The organism is Rhodococcus sp. ARP2 (assembly GCF_001029585.1).
Classification (GTDB): domain Bacteria; phylum Actinomycetota; class Actinomycetes; order Mycobacteriales; family Mycobacteriaceae; genus Rhodococcus_F; species Rhodococcus_F erythropolis.
Map to the genome: position 1 here is coordinate 31,999 of NZ_LEKE01000032.1, position 21,625 is coordinate 53,623.

29 protein-coding genes are annotated in these 21,625 nt (G+C 63.1%); 2 read left to right on the top strand and 27 right to left on the bottom strand.

Annotation, left to right across the window (positions count from 1 at the left end; translation table 11 throughout):
* Positions 1–74 precede the first annotated feature (74 nt).
* Entirely contained in the window at positions 75–251 is a 177-nt protein-coding gene (locus tag ABX74_RS30320; RefSeq protein ID WP_189637312.1) for a hypothetical protein, read from the top strand.
* Positions 238–474 carry a hypothetical protein gene (locus tag ABX74_RS07600; protein ID WP_047888527.1) on the top strand — a complete coding sequence of 79 codons (237 nt, stop codon included), beginning with the start codon at positions 238–240 and terminating at the stop codon, positions 472–474. Before ABX74_RS30320 ends, ABX74_RS07600 begins: the two co-directional genes overlap by 14 nt.
* A 211-nt stretch (positions 475–685) precedes the next feature.
* On the opposite strand, the gene ABX74_RS07605 is transcribed toward ABX74_RS07600, so the two are convergent.
* The 27 genes from ABX74_RS07605 to ABX74_RS07730 all read right to left on the bottom strand — a co-directional run bounded on the left by ABX74_RS07605 (position 686) and on the right by ABX74_RS07730 (position 21,614).
* Complete coding sequence (locus ABX74_RS07605; protein WP_144419558.1) at positions 686–1,351, bottom strand: hypothetical protein; 666 nt, start codon at positions 1,349–1,351, stop codon at positions 686–688.
* Positions 1,351–3,336: a hypothetical protein gene (locus ABX74_RS29655; protein ID WP_053061988.1), complete on the bottom strand. Its 1,986-nt coding sequence runs from the start codon at positions 3,334–3,336 to the stop codon at positions 1,351–1,353. Before ABX74_RS29655 ends, ABX74_RS07605 begins: the two co-directional genes overlap by 1 nt.
* A complete protein-coding gene (locus tag ABX74_RS07615; protein WP_144419559.1) occupies positions 3,333–3,632 on the bottom strand; it encodes a hypothetical protein in 300 nt (99 codons plus the stop codon). The genes ABX74_RS29655 and ABX74_RS07615 overlap by 4 nt, the downstream gene beginning before the upstream one ends.
* Positions 3,629–4,456, bottom strand: a complete 828-nt coding sequence (locus ABX74_RS07620; protein ID WP_047888530.1) for a hypothetical protein — start codon at positions 4,454–4,456, stop codon at positions 3,629–3,631. Before ABX74_RS07620 ends, ABX74_RS07615 begins: the two co-directional genes overlap by 4 nt.
* The gene (locus tag ABX74_RS07625; protein ID WP_047888531.1) at positions 4,456–5,514 is read right to left on the bottom strand and encodes a hypothetical protein; all 1,059 of its coding nucleotides are present in this window, start codon (positions 5,512–5,514) and stop codon (positions 4,456–4,458) included. The genes ABX74_RS07620 and ABX74_RS07625 overlap by 1 nt, the downstream gene beginning before the upstream one ends.
* Positions 5,504–5,872: a hypothetical protein gene (locus ABX74_RS07630; protein WP_047888532.1), complete on the bottom strand. Its 369-nt coding sequence runs from the start codon at positions 5,870–5,872 to the stop codon at positions 5,504–5,506. The genes ABX74_RS07625 and ABX74_RS07630 overlap by 11 nt, the downstream gene beginning before the upstream one ends.
* Positions 5,873–5,881: 9 nt before the next feature.
* Complete coding sequence (locus ABX74_RS07635; RefSeq protein ID WP_047888533.1) at positions 5,882–6,214, bottom strand: hypothetical protein; 333 nt, start codon at positions 6,212–6,214, stop codon at positions 5,882–5,884.
* Complete coding sequence (locus ABX74_RS07640; protein WP_047888534.1) at positions 6,215–6,619, bottom strand: hypothetical protein; 405 nt, start codon at positions 6,617–6,619, stop codon at positions 6,215–6,217. It abuts the gene before it with no gap.
* 1 nt (position 6,620) lies between these two features.
* On the bottom strand, positions 6,621–7,118 hold the full coding sequence (locus ABX74_RS07645; RefSeq protein ID WP_047888608.1) for a holin: 498 nt from the start codon (positions 7,116–7,118) through the stop codon (positions 6,621–6,623).
* A gap of 2 nt (positions 7,119–7,120) precedes the next feature.
* Entirely contained in the window at positions 7,121–7,606 is a 486-nt protein-coding gene (locus ABX74_RS30570) for a hypothetical protein (protein ID WP_223257853.1), read from the bottom strand.
* Positions 7,606–8,043, bottom strand: coding sequence for an N-acetylmuramoyl-L-alanine amidase (locus tag ABX74_RS30575; RefSeq protein ID WP_223257854.1), 438 nt, complete (start codon positions 8,041–8,043; stop codon positions 7,606–7,608). Before ABX74_RS30575 ends, ABX74_RS30570 begins: the two co-directional genes overlap by 1 nt.
* Before the next feature lie 40 nt (positions 8,044–8,083).
* Entirely contained in the window at positions 8,084–9,601 is a 1,518-nt protein-coding gene (locus tag ABX74_RS07655) for a hypothetical protein (protein ID WP_047888535.1), read from the bottom strand.
* A complete protein-coding gene (locus ABX74_RS07660; protein ID WP_047888536.1) occupies positions 9,598–10,449 on the bottom strand; it encodes a hypothetical protein in 852 nt (283 codons plus the stop codon). Before ABX74_RS07660 ends, ABX74_RS07655 begins: the two co-directional genes overlap by 4 nt.
* Positions 10,446–13,943, bottom strand: coding sequence for a hypothetical protein (locus ABX74_RS29660; protein ID WP_053061989.1), 3,498 nt, complete (start codon positions 13,941–13,943; stop codon positions 10,446–10,448). Before ABX74_RS29660 ends, ABX74_RS07660 begins: the two co-directional genes overlap by 4 nt.
* Before the next feature lie 2 nt (positions 13,944–13,945).
* The gene (locus ABX74_RS07670; RefSeq protein WP_047888537.1) at positions 13,946–14,221 is read right to left on the bottom strand and encodes a hypothetical protein; all 276 of its coding nucleotides are present in this window, start codon (positions 14,219–14,221) and stop codon (positions 13,946–13,948) included.
* A gap of 83 nt (positions 14,222–14,304) precedes the next feature.
* The gene (locus tag ABX74_RS29665) at positions 14,305–14,646 is read right to left on the bottom strand and encodes a hypothetical protein (protein ID WP_053061990.1); all 342 of its coding nucleotides are present in this window, start codon (positions 14,644–14,646) and stop codon (positions 14,305–14,307) included.
* A gap of 100 nt (positions 14,647–14,746) precedes the next feature.
* The gene (locus tag ABX74_RS07680) at positions 14,747–15,316 is read right to left on the bottom strand and encodes a hypothetical protein (protein WP_053061991.1); all 570 of its coding nucleotides are present in this window, start codon (positions 15,314–15,316) and stop codon (positions 14,747–14,749) included.
* 74 nt (positions 15,317–15,390) lie between these two features.
* Positions 15,391–15,771: a hypothetical protein gene (locus ABX74_RS07685; RefSeq protein WP_047888538.1), complete on the bottom strand. Its 381-nt coding sequence runs from the start codon at positions 15,769–15,771 to the stop codon at positions 15,391–15,393.
* Complete coding sequence (locus tag ABX74_RS07690; RefSeq protein ID WP_047888539.1) at positions 15,768–16,079, bottom strand: hypothetical protein; 312 nt, start codon at positions 16,077–16,079, stop codon at positions 15,768–15,770. The genes ABX74_RS07685 and ABX74_RS07690 overlap by 4 nt, the downstream gene beginning before the upstream one ends.
* A gap of 5 nt (positions 16,080–16,084) precedes the next feature.
* A complete protein-coding gene (locus ABX74_RS07695; RefSeq protein ID WP_047888540.1) occupies positions 16,085–16,351 on the bottom strand; it encodes a hypothetical protein in 267 nt (88 codons plus the stop codon).
* Positions 16,351–16,695 (bottom strand): hypothetical protein, encoded by a 345-nt coding sequence (locus ABX74_RS07700; RefSeq protein WP_053061992.1) that lies wholly within the window; start codon positions 16,693–16,695, stop codon positions 16,351–16,353. The genes ABX74_RS07695 and ABX74_RS07700 overlap by 1 nt, the downstream gene beginning before the upstream one ends.
* Before the next feature lies 1 nt (position 16,696).
* A complete protein-coding gene (locus tag ABX74_RS07705) occupies positions 16,697–17,062 on the bottom strand; it encodes a hypothetical protein (protein WP_047888542.1) in 366 nt (121 codons plus the stop codon).
* Positions 17,063–17,076: 14 nt separating this feature from the next.
* The gene (locus ABX74_RS07710; protein ID WP_144419560.1) at positions 17,077–17,472 is read right to left on the bottom strand and encodes a hypothetical protein; all 396 of its coding nucleotides are present in this window, start codon (positions 17,470–17,472) and stop codon (positions 17,077–17,079) included.
* Positions 17,472–18,404, bottom strand: coding sequence for a hypothetical protein (locus tag ABX74_RS07715; protein ID WP_047888544.1), 933 nt, complete (start codon positions 18,402–18,404; stop codon positions 17,472–17,474). The genes ABX74_RS07710 and ABX74_RS07715 overlap by 1 nt, the downstream gene beginning before the upstream one ends.
* A gap of 29 nt (positions 18,405–18,433) precedes the next feature.
* A complete protein-coding gene (locus ABX74_RS07720; RefSeq protein WP_047888545.1) occupies positions 18,434–18,871 on the bottom strand; it encodes a hypothetical protein in 438 nt (145 codons plus the stop codon).
* Positions 18,871–20,334 (bottom strand): phage protease, encoded by a 1,464-nt coding sequence (locus ABX74_RS07725; RefSeq protein WP_223257855.1) that lies wholly within the window; start codon positions 20,332–20,334, stop codon positions 18,871–18,873. The genes ABX74_RS07720 and ABX74_RS07725 overlap by 1 nt, the downstream gene beginning before the upstream one ends.
* Positions 20,331–21,614 (bottom strand): hypothetical protein, encoded by a 1,284-nt coding sequence (locus ABX74_RS07730; protein WP_047888546.1) that lies wholly within the window; start codon positions 21,612–21,614, stop codon positions 20,331–20,333. The genes ABX74_RS07725 and ABX74_RS07730 overlap by 4 nt, the downstream gene beginning before the upstream one ends.
* Positions 21,615–21,625 lie beyond the last annotated feature (11 nt).

The window sequence follows — 21,625 nt, forward strand, 5'->3', positions numbered from 1 at the left end:
GAACCTGCCCGAAGGTCGCGGGCAGGTTCCCCACCACATCATCTCACCGATCTACTCGAGTCGAGAAAGGGAACATGATGAACGCATACATCGCAGATCGCGGCGTGCAGGCCACTGCAGCTTCGGGCGTGATCTTGGGAGTGCTCACAGTGACGGCGTACAGCACGCCGATGCTCGCCATGTGGGCAATCTGGGCAGGCATCGGGGCGTGGTCGATCAACAACGCGAGGCGTCGACATGGCGCAGCGTAAGACCGCTCGCTACCTGTCCAAGCGACAGATCGCTGAACGTATCGGCGTGGCAGATCCAACGCTGAGCGGATACAACCTGCCCGAAGCGGACGTGACGATCGGACCGATCAACGACGACGGGACGATCCCGCGCGGGACACACCAAGGATGGTCCGAGAAGACGGTCGACGAATGGCAGGCGGATCGGCCGGGGCATGGCGGGCGGCCGGCGCGCAAGGTCTGACCCGATCCTGCCTGCTTGTCGGTGCCCTCGCCTACAGTCTGTCGCGCGGGGTCGGGAGGGTAAGGGAAGACCAGCTCGGCCCCGTTTTACGGAACCTCGGATGTTTCATTGCCGGTCATAAAATGACAGTTCGCTCGGAATCCGCGAATTATGACCTGCGCGTGCAACGAAAAAATCCCCCCATCCTCATGACGAGGATGGGGGGATTTTGCTACAGAGGCGCAATCGCAAGGGTGGTCCACACGCCACTCGTGGAGGATGGAGAGATTGCGATCGCCACCGTCCCGGCAGCTCCGGGAATCTCCTGCAAGTCGGCGACAACGGATAGTGACACTGAGTTTGCGCTGAGCCCGTTCGTCGCCTCCACCAGCTTCGACCTTCCCGACCATGTTGCGTTGGGTGGGTTAGCAGTGCTGTTGTTGACGAGCCAGATCGCACGGAACACGAGGGCTTTCGCGGCTGTGGTGGTGACAGTCGGCGATGTCGCGGACGTGGTCACAGCCGACGTGTTGCTTACAGACGCATCGACAGGGGCAGAGTTCTTCGCCCGTCTGAGCGCGACTGTCGCCGCAACCATATTGGAAGCATTGGCGTTGAGTGTCACGCTCGCGTCCGTGTCTCCCTCGACCATCTCCTTGCCGTACACGACCAGGCGAGAGTTGCCGAAGGTCTGAAGAAGATGCTGCGTCCAGCCGGTCGGCGTGGTCGGCGTGGCAGCCGCCGTAAGCCGCGGTGCGTGGAATGCCAGCAGGTAATCACCAGGCCGCGCATCCACTGGGATGGGGAGAATCGAGGTGGTTGCGGCAGCTCCAGACCAGGTTGCCGTGCCTACGATCTCCATCTCCCGCTTGCCACCGCGAACGAATAGGTGAGGCATCAGCACACCCCTTTGAGTTCGGCAATGAGCCCCTTACCGGGAGTCGTGCCAACGCCGGTGACGTTGATTGTGAGGGCATCACCTGCAGCAAAGGTGAATGCTCCCGATGAGGTTCCGCCTGCGACCTGATTCGCCGCGGCAATCGTTGCGGGCGAGCCAGCGACCTGTATGCCATTCTTACGGATCTCGGCGACGAGGTTGCCTGTCGCGTCGGCAGTCTCGCAGTGGAAGGTCACCTCGGAGAATGTGACCGCACGACGGAGCTTGATCCCTGCCGGTACGTCGCCGAGTCCCACTGTACGAGTGCCGGATTGCGCCACGAATGTGATGTCGTAGGGCACTGTGCCAACTGTCGGCGTACGCGTGTCGGTGAAGCGGGCATCCGTTGACGAGGCCGCTCCGATAGCAGTCCGTCCGGCCTCTGCATCAGCGGCCTTGAGAACACCTCGGCCGACTGTCGTGGAGTCCGTGATGTCGACAGCCTGGGTGGTGACAGCCCCTTGGCGACCGTGCACTGACGAGACTGGCGATGCCGGGTACGTGTTCTCGCGCCAGCTCGACAACTGTGTCGGGTCGTTGCCGATGATCTGGAAGTCCGAACCGCGGTCAGACCTCGAGCACCAGTCGCCCTTCTGTCCCACGAGCGCGAGCATTGCGGCCTGTGTTGCGACCGAACCGAGGAACTCCCGAATTGCCACGGCCGGGATCTGGGACTGGACGAGGAAACCATTGCTGTCGACGTCGGCCTTGGTCGCCAACTTCGCAGTAAGTCCGGTGACGTCAGCCTCGGCGTGAACGTGCGCGGTGGGTGTTCGTGCATTGGTCAGCCGCGCGTCGCCCTCCTGAACCGACGTGTCCGCTTTGTCGAGTGAGACTTGCACCCCGGCTGAGGTCTTCGCTTTGGTGACTGCGCCATCCTGCAGCTTGACGGTCGAGACGCCGCCGTCAGGAACTACACCTTCGGCGATGTCGTCAGCGGCCTGCTCAGCCCGAATCGCCTGAGCCTCGGCACGATCAGCCTGTGTTAGCGCTGCCGTCTCCGAGGCCTGGGCGCCACCCGCTGCCGTTGTGGCGATATCAGCCTGGGTGGTTGCGACCGTCGCGAAGTCGGATGCCTCGTCGCGAGCTGCCAGGGTGTCGGTTTTCGCTGAGCCGACCGCCAGTCGATCGAGCGCGACAGCAGCTGCGTCGACCTCGGCTTCACCCTTCGCTGCGACTGCAATGTCTCGAGCATCTTCGGTCGCTGTTCGATCCGCTGCAGTGGCGAGTGCATCGTCAGCGGTGTCCGCCTTGGCAGCGAGCGCGACGTCGCGCGCGTCCTCGGCGTCGTCCTTTGCAGTGACGGCAGTGGTCGCCGCAGTCTCCGCACCGGCCTTTGCTGCATCGGCGGCGAGACGATCAGCATGGGCAGCCGCGGCGTCTTCGCTGGCCTGTGTGAGCGCGGGAACGACGACGGGCGGGAAGTCTGTCCCGTCCTCGAGTTCGAAGATCAGTGCACCGCCCACGATCTCGACCTCTGGAGATACCGACAAGCCGCGCTCGCCGCGCGTGATGATGACCGAGTTTGACGGCGATCCGAGGTCGACGTGATCGGCGAGGTTGATCTGGTCGCCGGCCACTGCCCAGAAGTAGATGTCGGAGATGATCGCCGGTTGCGCACCGATGCGGACATTGTTGAATCGGGCTCGATATTGCAGTTGTTCGATATTTGTGGTGACCGGGTCTGCAGCCACGATCTTGACGTAGCTCTTGTTGCGATGCGTGATGTCGCCCGTCGGACCAATGTCGACCGTCATCTCGGTCAGCGCCTTGAGTTTCTTGACGCCATTGTCGTTGTACTGCAGCACCATCCCCGACTCGATCATCGGCGTCAGCGTCAGGCTTGCCGAGATGGCGATGTCATCGGGAGTGTCGTCCGGGTCCACCCCGTCGAGGACGAGTGCGGTGACGTTGACGCGCACGGTTGAGTAACTGTCGAATGTCACTGTTCCTCCTCTGGAGATGTAACCGATTGAGCGAGCATTGGATTCAACTGCTCGTCGCAAGCTCGCTGCCAGTCGCCGCCCCACTGGGCGACCCAGTCCGGATCGGGTCCGGTCATGAGCAGCGCCCAACCCTCGGGCAAGTTGACGATGTCGGACGACCGAACTACGTTCGTCGCTCCCGTTGCGAGTTCGATCAACCACAAGTGGGGAGCAATTGGACCGAACTCAGATAACGCGGGGGCGGCGAACTCACCGAGCTCTTGGGCTGTGACGCAGAGTGTTCCGTCGATCATCATGTTGCGGACGCTCCGATCGCCGCCCACATGAGGCGAGTCTTGTCGTAGGTCAATGACGACAGCGGAACATTGTTCGGCAATCCGGTTTGTCCCGAAAGGGTCGCGTGCCTGGCCTGGGGGACAGTGCCTGCCTGCTCGGAGATTCCAGTGAGATTGATGCATCCGATACCGCGAGGTGTCTGCAGTAAGCCGGGTGCAAATTGCCAGCTTGCGACTGCGAATAATTGATCTTGCCTCGCCAGCTCCGTCATGCCGGTTGCGATGTGGTACCGCCGACGCTGATCGGCGAGGATTGCCTTGATGTCTCCAGAGTCCCAGATCTTCACCATGCGCAGATTCGGTGCGTCGTAGCCGTAGATCCCTACTTTCCATGCGTCGATACCGAAGAATCCGGTGTCATTGCCAGTGATGATGCGGACCACTTCCAGCGGCGTAGGTCGATCGAGACCTCCACGCAGGAATGCGAAGTCGACGGTTGCGGTCGAGGTGAGTGAAGCCTGCGTGAATGCTGGGATTTTCGTAACTTCCCAGCTTGAGTCATCTTTGTATTCGAGCGTCTGCATCATCGTGTCCGGGAACGTGACGATGTCCTTACCACCAGCAGACGCGTACGTCGGAGTCGTCACTCCGGTGCGCGTGATGTCTTCGAGACTGGTGAGCTGCTGGCCTTGAACCGCAATGAGCTCACCCAGATCGTCGACACGGGCACCTGTTTCGCCGCCGTTTCGGATGTACTCGGCGCCGGTCTGTGCGTTTTCCTGGAGCTGTTCGTCGATCGATCCGGAGACACTCGTCTGATTGGTGGGCGTGTAGTAGAACGTCATCACGCCGCTCCGGTCAGCCGAATCCGCAACTGAGCGAGGTTGTTACGGACACTCCAGCTCGACGAGCTTCCGGCCTTTTTGACCGCCGAGACATACAGGACCGCCTGAGTGTTCGCAGCGATCACGCCATCGGTCGAGCCGGGGAGGATTGCCACGTCGGAGTGTGCTCGGAATGCGACCTCGCGCCAGCCCTCGCCGTCCTGCCCCTTGCCGTATCCGAGAAGTGGACCGGAAACGGGGTCCCCGAGACGGATCTCGAGGTCGATCTGGTGGCCGACTTTTGCCTCGCAGTCGACGCCGCCCGCGAAGTCGAACCTGTACGGGTACGCCTTCGGTGGGATGGTGACGACGGTGAGCTGATGACGGACGTCAGAGGACAACTTGGTGACGTTCGGAAAGCCGGACGGGGGTACGACGTACTCCTCGATCGGCGTGCGTACGGTCGACCAGTTGAGCTTGCCGGTGGCGGCATTGAATGCGAGGACTTGGCTGGCCGTCGGTGCGGGACCTGCGACGTCGACCGATGTGAAGATTGGACCCGAAGCGCCAGGCGGGCCCGGTTCACCCTCTGGCATTTCAGGCAGGTGCAGGTGGACGGCATAGTCGCCGTCAGTGCCGGTGACCTCGACGCCGAACTCGCCGTCGACGGGCGTGCCGTTGATGGTGAGTTGGCCGGCGTGCATCGTGGGAGCGGGGCCGGTGAGCCCTGGTGTTCCGTAGGCATTCGCGTAGATGACGAAGCCGTCGCCGTCCCAGATCCATTGGTCGTCGGTTTCTACGTTGCGATACGCCCAGTTGACCTCTGCGGCGCCGAGAGTGGTGGCGAGACCTTCGAGTTGCGACTGCGTCCGATCGCCCTTGTGGATGGCGCCAGGCGGTCCCGCTGGGCCAGGTGCGCCCTCGTATGCGGGTAGCCCGAGGACCGCGGTGCCTGCTGCGCCGTTCTGACGGCGGCGCACATGCAGGTACGTCTCGGTCATCGGCGGCATGCCGGGCTGTTGCGGAATGCCGTAGATCTCAATGTCGGCTGTCAGTGTCTCGATCGGATCACTTGGCATTGGAAGCCTCCCGTACTTTCGTGGTCAGCGCCGCCCATGCGCCGCGTCGTGTTTCTTCGATGACCGTGATGCCGGTCGGTCGGTGCACCAGCCGGAAGGCTTCGTCGTTGCCGAGCGATTTGATCTCGACGTCGCCGAACTCGGGACTGCTCTCCACGACCGCGCGAGCCAGCCACTGACCGCCGTCGTAGATGAGGTTGTCCTGCCAGTTGAGGACCGCTTGTGCGAGCAGTTCGGATTGCCCCTCGGGGATCTTCGCGACGCCGCCGTTCGAGACGGGCGCCTCCTGGAGGAACCTTCCGAGCTGCACAACGCGAGGGTCTGACAGCGGAATTGCTTCTGGCTCTGGGTGGGTCATGCGTCCTCGCTATTCGATCGGGGCCGGCGGATATTCGTCCGACTCGGTGCGACAGTGGCGGGCGTGGTAGATGTCCTGCTGGTGTGATCGCTCGCGCCACGCGTTGCGACTGGCGGTCATTCGGTCGTAGCGCGCTTCCATATCGTCGGCGCGCTGCCAGGCTTCGTTCTCGCTCTCGCGGACGCGGACGAGTTCTGCGGCGACGGCAGTGTTCTGCGATTCTTCACGGGATCGGGCGCCCAGACGTCGGGCCTTGAGGGCCGCCAGCGCAGCCTGCAAGGTTGTACCGCCGCCGAAAGCTGTTACGAGAAGGGCTATTTCCGTGGCGGTGAAGCCGAACATCTACCCGCCCTTCGGTGTCAGAGCCCCCGCTAGTCTGCGCAACTGCACATGCCTGGCGAGAAGATGCAGTGCGTAAGCAGTGATGACGGCCGTTTGGGTCAGGCGCGAGAGTTCTCCGTTGAGTGTGATCTCCCACAAGGCGACGAGGTAAAGGCACAGTCCCGCGACCACGAGCAAGATTGCAGGGTGCTCGATGAGGTACCGCTCCGTGATCGAAGCAAACATGCAGAGTGCGCCGCCGAGAAGTAGGAAGATTCCCCACACGGTGGCAGTGCCCGCGCCGAGGACATCGGCAATTGTCCGCGGCGTCCAAAGGATCGATGCGAGACCGGAGACGGTAACCACCGCGTACGCGCCTGTGCGCAGCGACCGCTCGGCGATCGCTGCGAGAACAGGGCGCGGCACGTCAGTCGTCCGATCGCTGCCCGGCGCGGTGCTCGCCGACAGTGATCTCTCGTGGCGCTACCGGGGCGAGTGAGGGTAAACCTTTGGCGGATCCAAAGTTGGTCGAGACCAGCGACGTCAGCACGGACACGAACGCGGCTGTTGCGGCGAGGGTAAGCGCGTCGCGCCAGTTGATATCGGAGAGGGTGCCAGTTGCCGGGATTGCTCCAACGAGCGCACTGACAAAGGTGCGCGCGACCCGGTCTGTCAGATCGATGAGGAAGTTCCCGGACGTGAGTGCCGTCGAGGTCGACAGTGCGATCAGGAAGGACACGATTGCGGCGAGTGCGGCCGAGGACAGTGCAGTCGTCCAGGAGACAGATGCGATGGTCGCCCCGCCTGCGAGGAAGATGAGCAACGTCTGAACGAACGTCTTGCCGGTTCGGTCGAGTAGGTCCAACCAGAACGCTTTCGTGTCCACCGTGCGCGCGCCTTCGAGGGCCGGAGTGGTTTCAGTCATGATCACTTACCTGCTTTCAGGAGTTTGAGAATCTCGTCGGTATTGCGTCGAGCGATGGCAGCCTCGCGATAGGTAGCAAGGACGTAGGAGATCAGCGATCCCCGACGGGCTGCGCTTGGGCTGGTCGGATTGACGTCGGGGTCATCCTTGTTGTCGAGGAGGTCGACAGGGTTGACATATCCGTCCCAGACGACTTCATTCCAGATGTCCGCCAGACCTGCTCGGCCCCACATCTTTCCGTCGGTGACGTTGTAGAACTTCTTCTGAAACACCTGCCGGACGAGGTGGGGAACATTCCACTGTCGGGCGGCGGCGTTGACGGCGTTCTCGTCGAGATCCACGTCATTTCCTCCAGGGTTTGCGCCCGGCGTACCGGGCGGATTGTCGATGAGTTGCTGCACGTCCCGACGGAAGGGGCCCATATCAATGCCGAAGGGGTCGATCTTGCCTTCTGAGCTGTATTCCTTATGTCCGACAACGTCACCCATCAGGCCGCCCTCCGTCCGATCTTGCGCATGATCGCGGCGCAACCACGCTTGTATGAGTCCAGTTGCACGGCCGGCCATGGCTGGCCGACGCCGTTGTTCACGGCCTCGATGCCGATGGTGTGGAAGTTGGCGTTATTCGTCGGCCATCCTGGCCACGATCCGCGCCCGGCATGCCAGCACACACCGACAGCGATCACGCGCCATGTGCCATCACGTTCGAGTACCAACTGCGCCAGTGGCCCCGGAAGATCTGGGCGCCCGTTCTGGACAATGCGCCAATCGTTGCTGCCGCCGCCGGCCGTGTGGTGACACAGCACGCCTCGGATATCGAGGAAATCTCCGTGCCCTCGGTCTCGCCATCCATCGTGTTCGATGACGGTCAGCCCTTCGGCGCGGAGGACATCTGCTAACCAGACGGGATCGCCTGACCAGGTCATGTTCGAGTCCTTTCGTTTACGTGAAAACGCGATGCGCGGCCTACGTTCCGAGGGCCACGCTGGTGATCCAGGCGCCGAAGCGGCGGAGCTTGCCGAGTGCAATTTCGCCCGGCGCCTTCTCTGCCTCGCCTGAACCGATCTGCAGCGTGAACTCACCGCGAACGCTGCGGCTGTCCTCGTAGGTGATTTCCTCGAGGGTGTCGACGCGAATGGTCCCGTCCGACAGTGAGTAGCCGACGGGTTGGCCAACTTTGAGATGCAGGCCGACGTAGTACGGCTTGCCGTTCGAGACCTTGATCGACTGTGAGACGTAGTCCCGGTGATCGAACAGGGTCTTCTTCATCGCGGCCCAGGCGTTCAGGGAGAGGCCGGTCGTGGCCGATTCCGCGAATGCTTCCTTGAACCGCCATACGCCCGCGGCTTTCGCGCGTCGCGCATCCTCGGCACTGTGGAATGCCATGACGACATCGCTGACCTGGTCTTCGAAAATGCCGAGATTCAGTCCGGGAAGCAGCATTCCGAGAAGCAGGTTGAGTCCGGTCTTGATGCCGGTATTCAGCCAGCCGGGTGATTTTCCGCCCACGGTGGCTCGCGATGCCAGTGGGATGTGCGTGACTTCCTCAGCCTCGTCAATCGTCGAGTGTTGGCCAAGGCGGTAGATCGCGAACGGTTTCTCGGGGATCTGGCCGAACTGCTTTTGCAGGTAGTCGTCGTACGTCTCGGGATCGAGAATCGGGTAGGAGATCCACTCGATCGCATCGTCGAGCATCTGCAAGCCGGTGCGGAGAATGCCGTCGACGACCGTGCCCGTGAAGTCGGTGGGCTGATTGCTGACTTTGAAGTCGATGACGAGCGTCGGCCGGTCGATGATCCGATGCTCGGGGAACGGCTGCTCGTCCTCCTCTGGATCAATCAGATCCGCCGTCATAACGAGGTTCTCGGTACTGCAGACGTCTTGTGCGAGGTCCATGTACTTCGTCATTCGGGCTGTTGTCGACGTCCACCCGGAGGTGTCAGTCAGCCCCCGACCGCGTGGGTTGACCATGATCGGGTGAAACTTGCTGCCTTGCAGTCGACGGAGGTTTTGCTCGAGTGCATCTTTGAGCTGACTGATAGCGCCACCGAGGCCGAACCAGTTCTTGGGCCACTGGAATTCGGCCAGGCTGTTCGCGTTCGGCCAGATCCGGATCCAGTTCAAATGCTCTAGCGCATGGACGCCGATGACCTGGATGAATCGCTGGCCGTGGTCCCACACTCGGGCGAACGTTGTTGTGAACCAGAGTGTTTTGTACCCAGGCAGGTTGATGACGATCGGGCGTGTGGCTGCGCGGTCCTGGCCGTAGAAGTACTCCGACCATTCGGGAGTCTCGGGCACGCGGATGGCGATGCCGCCGGCCGCGTTCTTCTTCTCTGTGAACTTGAGTTCGCGATAGTCGCCGACGTAGCCGAAGGTCTCCATGTCCTTCGTCATGAACCGCACACGCGCACGAGGTCGGCCGTATTTCTTGCGCTCTGCCTCTGCCTCGGCTTGCAGATCTGCGTACGTCTGCGCGCTCACAGCAGGCCCTCGTGACGTTGCGCGAGCGTGCCCCAGAGGGCGGTGTTCGCGTTGCCGCCTTTGACTTCGAACTTGACGCGCGTGACCTCGTCGGCGGGGCATGGGTTGGGGAAGTGCTTGCCACGCATCAGCGGCCACAGGTTCCGCTTTACGCCGTTGATGGTGGTCGCTCGAAGTGTTGGCCGGACTTGGTCAGTGTCGATCAGGATCTCCTCTCCCACAATCGCCGCGGGGATGGTGACGTCCATGTCGGCGTACATCAGTCGAAGTTCGCCCGGTCCGGTGAAGATGAACTTCGGCCAGCCGTCGACCTCGTCAGAGGGGTGCAGGTAGAGGTCGCCCTTGCCTGCGAGCGTCGAGTTCGACCATTTGGCAGTCGAATCCGCAGTACGCGCATGGGGGCGATCGACGAGAAGCATCACGTCGTACGTGCAGCCGCGCGTGATTGCCGGGTCGAATCCGATTGCCGGCGTCATCGATCCTCTGCGAACGGCGACCGAGCGCCACCCCTGCACGTTGGTGTAGATGCAGAGGTAGCCCTGTGTCTCGCGGCGAACCTTCGACTTGAACCACTTGGCCAGCAGCCGAGCGTGATCCACGGTGTTACCGAGGATGTGAACGGGGATGTCGATCTGGCCGTGATCGATGCGGCTGCCGACGTAGTCCTCGCCCTCGTCGCGTGCTGCAGCGTCGAAGATTGCCGCAACTTCGATGTCGCCCAGACCTTCCGGACCCTGACCGAGCCACATGCCTTGGGTGCCAGCGTCGGCCCCGCCGGACAGGAAGAACACTGTCCCGTCCGGCGCGACGTAGTAGACGATCGTGGAGTTGCCCGCGATCAGGCTCATCCGAGCCACCCCCCAACCAGAGCATCGGAACGTAGGAGTCGCGTGGCCTCGGTATGCAAGGCCTTGCGGACGCCATCGGCGTCCTCGGTGATGAGCTTCTCGATGTTGATGAGCGGGCCTCGATTGCTCTCGGCAGGAAGGTCGCTGTTCGCATCGTCGGGTGCGGGCGCACCGGACTGCACGGGAGCGATGTCCTTTGAGACCTGCGAGTTCGGGATGAGCGGTAGGTCCGCCCAGGCCCCGAGCCCGAAGAAATCGAGGGTGTCTTTCGTGGTCTCCTTCGCGAAGTCGGAAGCCGTCTGGCCTGCGAAATCACTGAGAGACATTGCGCTCGGTGAGCCACTCGACGAACTCGATCCGCTCGACGAGGTTCCGACCGTTGACGTTCCGGCTGTCGACGTCGTCGATCCGATCGGCGCACTGCCGCCAGATGTGCCAGGCGAGAGCGTGTCGTCGAAGGCCGGGGCGTCGGCGGTCATCGTTCCCGTCGGCTCTGGATCTCCACCCAGGAAGAACTCAGGCGGGAAGTGAGCATGGTCGGTGAACATCGGATCGCGAGGATCTGCTGCGCCTCCGCCCACCTGTCCGTCGCCGCGAGCGCCACCCATCTCGACGAACGTCCCATCGGGAAGTTCGCCAGCGGTGTGTCCGCCGTAGGGTCCGCCGTTGAACCAACCGAAGTTCATCGATCCGGAGGGGCCAATTCCTGGGATCGCGCCACGTGCGGCGAGTTCTTCGGCCATGTTGCCGGTGGCAAACCGTGATCCGAAAGGATCGCGCCCCGATGCGTAGTTCGCCAGCGCGGACATGGCACCAGAGCAGTCACCCCAGTTGACCCCGCCCCAGTCGTACTCAGCGCCTTCGAGCCCGTTCTCTCTGGGGAACTTGTTCATCTGATCGGCGGACACCAGTCCGCCGCCTGCGAATGCGGGCAGCATTCCACGCAGGAAGTCGACGGACGGGACCCATCCGGCGTTGAGCGCGGCGACGAGCTGGGCGCCACCGTTGTCCATGGCTGTTTTCTTGACGACGCCCTCGTCCGTGGATACCAGGGCTGTAGGCATCCCCGAGGTGTCGATTCCGAGAATCGAGTCGGAGGTACCTGTGCCCGGACCCCAGAGTCGACCATCCTCACGTCTGCCTGCAATGCCGCCAGTGGCTAGTGTCGGCATCTTCGGGAACCCGATCGACTTCCCGCCGACTCCGGGAACCCAAGAGGGAACCGTCCATGTGATCGACCCGAGGCTGTTATTCCACCAACCTGCAACGGTGTTGAATACCGACTTGGCGGAGTTCTTGATGCCGTCCCACATTCCGGAGGCTGCCGAGGCGATCTTGCCGGGAAGTTCGGTCACGAAGCCGACGAGGCCGTTCCACTTGTCGACCACCCAATCCTTCGCAACCCCGGCAGCGTCTTGAATGCTCTGCCACATGCCGGAAGCCGCGGCCCCGATTTTTCCGGGCAGCTCGGTAACGAACGCAACGAGCTCGTTCCACTTGCCGACAATCCAGTCCTTGACCTCAGTGACCTTGTCGCCGATCGCCGTGAACGCCTGCTTGAGTAGCTCCCAACCCTGCTGGAGCTTGCCCCACGCCCAGTCCCACGCGGCAGTCACTCCATTCCAGACTGCATCCCAAATCGTCTGAAACCAGGTGGTTTTCGTTGCGATGAGAACGACAGCAGCAACGAGGAGTCCGACCGCGATGACGATCAGCCCGATTGGGTTGAGCGACATAACGAGGTTGAATGCCGCCTGGATTCCGGTCCAGATTTTGGTTGTGGCCGAGGACAGTTTCGACGCGACATCGAAGTCCTTGACCGCGGTGACTCCCTTTTTGACGTTGTCCGCCATGCCGACTGCGGTGTCCTTCGCCGACATGAACCCGTCTTTGAGTCCGATCGCACCTTCCTTGACGGAATCAAAGGTGCCCTTCGCGGTCTCGAATCCTGCTACCGCGCCCGTCATTCCGGTCATTCCTGCGACGGCGCCGAGTAGGGAACCCTCGTTCTCTTCGAGTGCACCAGAGAAGTTGCCGAGCATCGGCAGGACGTTCTCGCCGAGCATGTTCGTGACGTTCTGCTCTAGCCCGCGCTTGAAGGTGTCGAAGGCTGATGCAGAGTTGTCGTTAAGTACGCCGATCGAACCATCGAGTGCGCCTTCGAAACTGCCGATGGCATCGTCCGTACCGGCGAGAGCGGTGAGGAATCCAGGGATTTGGTCGACCGAGAGATCTTCGAGTGGAGCGCCAAATAGGCCGATGGCCAACTGCGCCCGCTTCGCAGGGTCTTCGACTTCGAGGAGTTTCTGCGCGGTCTGCTGGAGTGCATACTGAGCGTTTTCACCGCCGACAGCGATGTCACTTGCCATCAGATCTGCGTCGGCGCCGATTGCTGCGAAGGCCTCTCCGACAGACTTATCGCCCGATGATGCGAGGATCGTGAATTCCTTGAGCGCGTCGCCTGTCTTGTCGAGCGCGATTGCGCCGCCCTGCGATGCGGAGATCAGCAGATTGAAGGCGTCCTTGCCGTCGAAGCCGAGGGCTCGGAAGTTGGTGCCGTACTCGTTGAGAATCTCAGGCAGCTCGCCCCGCATCTCGACGGAGACCTCTTGCATTCCTCGGGTGAGGAGGTCGAAGGCTTCGTCAGCACTTCCAGCGAACCCGTTGGTCATGAGCTGGCTGGCGGCCTGCACAGACCCTGAGACGTCCATGTCGAAGATGTCTGCGAAACCGGACGCCTTGGCTGAGAGTTGCTCCAGGCGTGCACCGCCCATGGTGTCGAGCGATCCGAACGAACCACCGACTGCGGAGACCGCTTCGCGAATGTCGTCCATAGAACTGCCGACGCCGGACGCGTAGAGGTCACCTGCGACCTGGCCGTAACGCTTCGCTTCCTCGGCGCTCTCGCCGAACGAAGCGGCTAGCTTGCTGCCGATCTTGCCCTGCTCCATGGACTTTCCCATGAGAGCGACTGCGCCGCCGACCCCGGCTGCGCCTGCAGTGAAGGCGCCGAGTTGCTTGATGCCACCGCCGAGTCCGGAGAACATCGACTTGAGTCCGCCGCTTGCGCGATCAGTAGACGATGCAACCTCGTCGGTCGCGCTGGCTGCGCGGGACTCAGCCTGCGAGAGGTTTCGTGTAGCCGTCTCGGCGTCACGGGTAGCGGCCACCTCGCGGCGTTGCGCCGATTCGAGAGCTTCCTTTGCTCGCGTGAGTTTGACTGTGTCCGTGACACCTTCGTCGATCAGCTTCTGATAGGCGGCCTGAGCGACGCGGGCACGGCCGGCGGCGTCAGCGACCTTGTCGGTCGCCTTCGCCATCGCGGTCGTTGCCTTCTCGACCATGCCGCGCGCCTGCTCGATACCTGTGCCGATGTCGCGGCCGATCGACTGGCCTGCACTGCGTCCGACGCCAGCGGCACCACGCGCGAGCGCAGCGCCGAAGTTCCGCATCGACGGGAGGACGGGAACGTAGACGACATCGTCATCAGCCACAATTACTCACCTGCTTTCGCACTCATCGATCGGTGGTAGGCGAGGACTTCTTCGGTCGTCGCGTCTCCTCGATCGCCGATCCGGACGCCGTCCTTGTCCCATGGGAATTGCTTCCACTTGGGCCATTTGGGCTTCTTACGTTTGGTCCACATCAGGCGTGAATCGAGCCAGTCGAGCTTGTGAGCGATCGACCAGAGCAGAGCCTCGACGTTGGTCCATTGCTGGCCCTCGTTGTTGGCGCGGTGAAGCGCGCTCCCCGGGGGCAACTGCTCGACCAAGACGCGAAGCTGGCGGAGCGATATCTCGCCCCGCCAGTACTTCGCGACATAGTCCTTGTGATAGACCTCGATCAGCGCCGCTTCTATCGCTTCCGGTTGCGACCCGAGGATGTCGAGCGCCGTGTAGGTCCCGCCTTGGTCTCATTGACCGCGCTCTGCATGAACGTCTGGATTGCGAGGACGACGTAGCCGGGGCGACCACCAGCCGCGAGAAATTGCTCGTAGGCCTCTTCTCCGAGGTAGTGCTCGGCGACCTCGGCGTCGGTTTCGCATTCTCCGAGTCCGTCTTTCCAGTCGGCCTCTGCGACGACCGGGTCCATGCAGTGCCAGGTCTGTCCGGCAAAGACGAAGGGGAACGTGTCGCGAGATCCTGTTTCCTCTTGACGCTTGTCGAGAATCGCGTCGAGGTCGATTTCCAAAGCCATGATGTGTCAACCAATCCGGTGGTTCGTGGTGGGTACTGGAAAGCAGCGGCGTGGGCGTCGACCCACCAGAGCCACCCACGCCGCTGCTGCTTGTGAAGGGTTACGGCGTGGTCGGAATCGACCAGCCTTCCTTGAAGAGGCGCTTGACGGACCAGCCCTCGGCGCCGGGGTACGCGGTCACTGTGACGCCCATGCCGACCAGCTCGTCTTTCTTGTAGGTCAGACCTGCACGCTCGGTGACTTCGCCATTGGGGATCAGGGCGCGACGGGCGTAGATGCCGTCGATGACGTCGACCGCGAAGAATCGGCGATCGGGATCCTTGATGTTGCCGTCCACGAACTCGACGACGCCGGCCGTCTCGGTCATGTCCTCAGCCTTGGTCTTGAAATACAGGCTGATCGTGTCGAAGCTGGTGGACCACAGGATCGTTTCGAACGTGATGATCTCGCTCGTAGTGGCCACGCGGATGGGGCTGTTGGACTGCCACGGTGTAAACGGTGTCGTGTCGGTCTCGCGGTTCTCGGTGATGCCTTCGTCCGAGATCCATCCGAGGTCGACGACCGGGGCCACGTACGGGGCCATGCCGATCGGTGCGGTGGTTCCGAGCGGTCCGGTGCGGAAGGCTCCGGTCACGCCCAGGCGCACCAGAGTGTCGTCGTAATTCGTCATTACGGTGCCCCTTTCATGGGCATGAGGAACACCCCGACCGAGAGTTCGGACGGGGTAAGGGAGATGGGAGTGGTCTATCGGCCGTGCTGGATGAGGAACCTGTACACGGCGCCCGATCGTTTGACGCTCGGGTTGTAGTCCGGCCGCTTCGAGAACGGCGGATCGGATACGACACTCAGTCCGCCGGGCATCCATCCGGTCAGGAACTCGCGCAAGATCTCGGCGAGGTCGTCGACGGAATCCTTGTTGCGCCCGAAGATGTCGACGTCGATGTCGATCAAGTCGGTCAGTGGGCGACCATTGAAGGGCCGGTGCGCCGACTGGCTTGGAAGCTGCTGGACCTGAATGACCGGCAGCTCACCCTCGAATCCGGGGTGCAACTCCGTGACGGTGCGGATCGAGAGCGCGTCGGGGATGGCCTCGGTCAGCATGGTCTCGACGTTGCGAGATGTCATGGCTTCGACGTGACCGGAGGCTTCGGGGCAGCGACTTTCTTCGGCGCGGTCGTGGACGCCTTGGGTCCGTCGCCAGCGTCAGGCGTCAGATCCTCGATCTTGACCTCGGCGTCCTCTGGCTTCGAATCCTCGTCCGGCTTCGAATCGAACGGGGCGGGTGCGGTTTCCGGTTCCGCTGCGCCGAGTTCTTCCTCGGTCGCTTTCCTTGCCTGGCCGGTGCTGATGAGTCGCGAGGCTTCGTCGTCGGGCAGTTCGGCGATAGAGCCGATCAGGGACGAGTCGCGAACGTTGGCATAGATGATCTTCATCGGGATCAGCCTTTCCGCGCGGCTCGGCCGAGGGCCCGACGACGCGCTTTTGTGGAAGTGCCGAATTCTTCGTCGGCACTGCTGGATTGAATGTTGGCGAAGGCACGGCCCTTGGGACGGGTGCCGGACTTGATGCTGATGACAGCAGAGCCGCCCTCGTTATCGGTGATCTGCTGCGCCCGTGCAGCTTTCCTGGCGGCAACCTCGCGAACCTTGCCGCGGACGAGCTTGTTGCGGTTGAGCTGATCGAAGGTTTCGCGCGACATCGCCATCAGTTCGCGACCTTCTGCAGCTCGGTCTCGACGTGATGCACTTCGCCGGGCTTCATCGGATGCGGCCAGCGTGCGATCTCGCCGACGACCTCGAGGCTTCGGCCCGCCCACAGGACGCGGTCGGTGGCGAGGAGATCGAGATCCGTTCCGGCCGGGGTGATCAGGCGCCAGTTCGAGACCGTGGTGACGGATCGCCCTCCTGCGCCTTCGATCATTCCCGAGGGCTGGACCGAGACAAGGAAGGAAACGGGGGTTGCGGTCGCGTTGTCCCAGTCGAAGACCTCGTTACCTTGCCGACTTCGCGTGACGGGTGCGCGCTGGATTGCGATCGTGTCTGTGAACACTTCAGTCTCCGAACTTGTATCGGGGTTCTGCACCGAGAGACAGACCGAAGAGGTCTCGCTGTGCCGTGGTGAATACCAGCGTTGCGGTGCCGTTGAGCAGCGTTGCGGATTCGACGATGCTGCCGACCGTGAAGGCGTAGGCCGATTTGCCGCGATGATCGCCAGGAATCAGGGCATCGATCACCATCTCGATCGAGACTTGCTTGGCGATGGTCAGCTTCTCGTCCCCGAGGGGAAGGTTGTCGAGCACGACATGGCGGCGAAGCATGATCGCCGCCATGTCGAGTAGCGCTGTCGATCGTGCCGTCTGCTCAGGAGTGAGAGGGCGCCACTGGGCGACTATCTCGGCTGGTGTTGCGTAGGCCATGACGCCCTCTCATCTCACTGTCGTGCGTCGACGGCTGCGGCGATCTCGGCCTTTGAAAGCGCCTTGACCTCTTCGGGATCGAGGCCATGCTCCACGCCGTAGGCCTCCCATTCGGGCTTGAGCGCGGTCTGTGCGGGGCGCTCTCCTGGAGTCTTCGACGGTGCCGGCGCCGGGGGATTGCCCGCAGTCTCGGTCGGGTCTGACGGATCGCTCGGCGTCACTGCGACGTCCTCGTCCTCGTCGGCAACAACGGGGGCAATGGCCTTCGCCTTGAGGAGTCGGGCAGCCTCACCACTGGTGAGAGTGAGGATGTCACCGCGGTGATGCCGTCGATACTCGACAGGCTCACCCCTCTTCTGGACCTGCTGATCGAAGAGATGGCTGAGCAGGACGTACTCGGATGCGCTCATCAGGAGACCACCCCAGTGATCCAGCATGCGGCCAGCGGCTGGTCAGCACCCATCACGCGAGCGCGTGAGGTGTCGGCGCGCCAGGACTCGGTCGCGCCGCCGTTGGGGCCGTTGCCTTCCGGGTAAAGGCCAGTCGATTCGAGTGCCCGCTCGTCGGAGTAGAACCCGACGGTGCCGCGTTCGACGACGAGTACCCGATTGCTCGGCCACGAGCGAGACGTGAGTGGCGCCAGTCCGAGGATGTCCTTCGGCAGGCGTCCGGTGTACGCGATGGATTCCGGCGCGAGCGAGTCCGTGTAGACCTTGAGGAACTCCTCGTTGTCCTGAAGGACGGGGGTGAGTGACGTCGGAAGCGCGATCGTGTCGGCAAGGAATCCGAACGTCTCGTCATCGTCGTCGGTCTCGGTTCGGGAGGCGGAGCCGACGACCTCCATCGCATTGGCGATGTCGTGGCGAGGCTTGCCGCCCGAAGTGTTCCACGCGGCCGACGCGGCGATGGTGGGGATCGCAGGATTGAGCAGCACCTGTCGAAGCGCTCTCTCGTCCGCCCGGACCATCGTGTTCGTCAACTGCGTGATCTGCGTGTTGACGTCATCGATCTTGTTGCGATCACGCATCAGACGCGAGATCCGAACACCGAGGGCTCTGACCGTCGACACGGCGATGCGCGGCGTACCGCGTTCACCGGCCGCGACCGGGATCTCGGCAAATTCGGCGACCTCGGCGACATCTTCACCGAGGTAGAGCGGGGTGGACTCGGAGTAGCTGACGAGTCCGTTGGTGTTGGATCCGGCGTTGCGCAGGAGGACCTCGGACAAGAAGGCGTTTTCGAGCAGGTTGAGGATGCGGGCTGGGATCTGCATCGGGGCGCCGATGAGATCCGAGACCGTGGTGCGGGGACCGTCATTGACGCTCAGCACGGGAACAGTCATGTTGCTTTACCTTTCGGGAGTGTGGGAGGTCAGACGGTCCGCATGAGGCCGACGGCGCCAGCGGCGACGCCTGCCGGTGCGGTGCAGCGGCCGACGATGGTTCGAGCGTCCGGAGTGGCGCCGGCTGGGGTGACCGTTCCGCCTGCTGCGGCGATGAGAGTGTCGCCGAATTGTGCTGCGGCGAGGTACTTCACCTTGGTTTCGATGCCGCCGTACGCGACGGCTACGACGGTCGGCAACGGCGCCGCGTTGAGCTGCGGGAATCCACCCACGGTCGCAGGTTCGCCGGTCAGCGCCTCGGGGCGCTGGGCGTCGGTGAGCGCGACGCCGAGCACTTTGAGGCTCGCTGCGCCTGCGACACCGATGCGTCCGGCCGCGCGTGCTTCGACGAGCTGGCCGCCGGCAATGTTCTCGTCAGGGACGAAGGACTTGGGTCCGGTCTTGGTGACCTGGGGGACGCCACTCATCAGAAGCTCCAGTTCTTGTAGGTGTCGGATTCACGAATCGAATCGGCGGAGGCGGAAACCGTTGGGCTATCGCCGCTCTGGCCGTGACCGACCTCAGACAGCGGGACGGCGAGACCAGCGGGAAGGCCAGCCAGGAGCGCGGTGGTGCCCTCGGTGTCGGCGGCCATCAACTGCAGGAAGTGATCTCGACGTGCGGGGGTGATCGCGCCTCGGCCAAGTGCTGCGTCGACGACGCGTTCGCGGTCCTCGCGCTGCAGTCGCGCGTACGCCTCGTCGCCGCGCGAGAGGCGGGCTTCGAGGGTTTCGCCGTCGACCAACTGCAGGCCGAGTCGTGCGGCGGATGCTGCGACCGCGGTGGGTGTGTCGGCGCTCGCGGCTGCGGTCTCGGGTGGCGTAGTCGCCAGTTCCTCGGCAGCCGTGACGATTGCGTCGGCGTCGGCGTCCTCTGCGAGACCGAGAGCCTCGAGAAGGGCGGTGAGCTGTTCGTCAGTGAACTCCACTGCAGAACCTCCTTCGGGTGTCCCGGTCGCCGCGGCGACTCGGGTGGGGGTGGATGCCTGCGGCGCTACGCCGAGGCGGGATTCGGTTCGACTTGCGAACCGAAGGATTTGGTGACCGGCCGATGCCGCGACTGCGGGGTCGGCGGCCGGCTCAGGGGTCTCGGTGCCGACGTCCTCGTATCTGATGACGACGGGGACCGCCTCGCCGAAGGTGACTCCGTCGACGCCGTCGCCGGCGACAGTGATCGGGATGCGCTGGCGTTCACCGCTGCTGTCATCGAGGATGATCAACTGCAGTGGCTCGAGGTGCATCTCTTCGATCCAGGCGGACCAAGGCGCCTCGTCGTAGTAGGCGCGGCGGACGTCTTCTGTGGTGACGCCCATCGCGACAGTTGTCGGCCGGGGGTTCGGCATTGCTGATCCCTTCATGCGAATGGAAACTGGTGTGCCACCGCGGGCCGAGCTGGCCGCGACGCCGTACATCGCGCCGACGTCGTGCAGTGACGTGAGCGTGCCGATGGCAGGCCCTTGGACTCCGAGGAGTGCGACGCCCGTGAGGACGAACGGGTGGATGTGGCCGAGGGCGCACTCGTAGTCCCACTGGCCCTCGACGGATCTGTCGGGGTAGGCGGACGCGATGACCGTGTGCCCGTTGACGTCCGGTGTGGCGAGCCAGCCGGGCATGCCGACGTAGTCACCGACGAGACTGTGTCCGTCACTTTCGGTGTGCAGATTGTCCACGCGTCCGGCCGCTGGTTCGCCGTCGAAGCGCGCGTCGGTGTGTCCGAGTTTGAGGATCGGTCGCCGTACGGCCGGGCATTCGAGAGCGGCTACCGCATAGGCGAAGTCGTCTGCAGTGAACGTGTGAACCCCGGTCGATGCCGACCAGGTGCCCGCGTGCATCAGTTCGACGTTCGGCAGGTGCGAGAGCGGGGGAGCCTGGGGTACTGGCGGCGAGGTCACGCTGGGACCTCCTCAGTCGGTGCAGGTTCCGATGCTTGACCCTTGGCCGGGATACCGACCATCTGACGAACGGAGATCTTGACGACCTCGTCGGGATCGAGAAGTCCGGCCTGGACGAGCATCGCGAGCGCGGCTGCGGTCGCGTCCTGTCGAGAGCCGATCTCGTCGAAGACGATTCGAGGAGCAGGCACGTCTTCGCCGAAGTTGATGTCGACCAGGTCTTCGACGACGTGGGCATTCGCGGTGTCGCGGATGCTCTCACCGAATGTCTGCACCGACTGGACGAATGTGTCCGCCTGGACAGATGCCAGAGCGAATGACCCGCCCCGATCGAGGTTGAGGAAGTGTGCGAGTCCGGCGAGGGCGATTGCCTTGTCGTGCGAGTCGATCGCCTGCTGCATGTCGATGAGGTTTCCCTGCACGCCTAGCAGCTTGAGGTCTTGACCTTTCGCGAGGCCGACGCCGGAACTCATGCCGCCCTTGAAGGACGAGGCGAGCTTCTGCATCTTGTCGACCTCGGCCTGGTCGGAGTCCGAGGCGGCGGTACCGACGGGGACACCCATACCGTTTCGGCGTGCACTGGCTGCCTGAATGCGAAGCAGTTCGTCTTTCAGGATCCAGTGCTTGTAGGCCGGGCGGAGGAGCGAGTTGCCTGTCCATACGCCAGGTTCCGGATCGCGCACGTACGCAACGAGGCGGTCGACGGGGATCTCCACGCCGGAGATGCCGTAGACGACCTTGCCTGTGCTCACCGGGGGCTTCTGCCTGATCGACTCCAGACCTCCGTCGAGGGCGACGTTGATTTGGTCGATGGTCTTTTGTGGTCGAGGTGCCAGTTTGTGGATGTACGCACGAGCGTTCGCACCCTCACCGACGATGCGGTAGCGCTGCTCGAAATACGAGTGCCCGTACTGCAGCATCAGGAGCGCGGTTTGCAGATGCTCCGACCAGGAGAAGCGGCCCTTGCTGCGAGTGAGTGGCAGGGGGTCGGCGCCGGCAATGGGTAGACCGAGGTTGCGGGCGACGAATTCGAGCACCTCGTCGCTGGCGCCGTTCTGTTCGAGGCGCCAGGTGGTGCGGCGAATCGGCAAACCGATGGCCTGGAGCAGCGAGGACACGCGTCCATCGCCCTTCGCCATGCGTGAATAGACGCTGATCGACTGGGGCCATTGCAGCTCGGGGACTTCCTCGCTCTCGTCCCAGTGCTGCCACGTGGTTCCGCGGCCGTTGACGTATCCGATTTCGGAGGTCGGCGCTGCGGTTGGCTTGGTGTCAGCCATGACTCACCTCC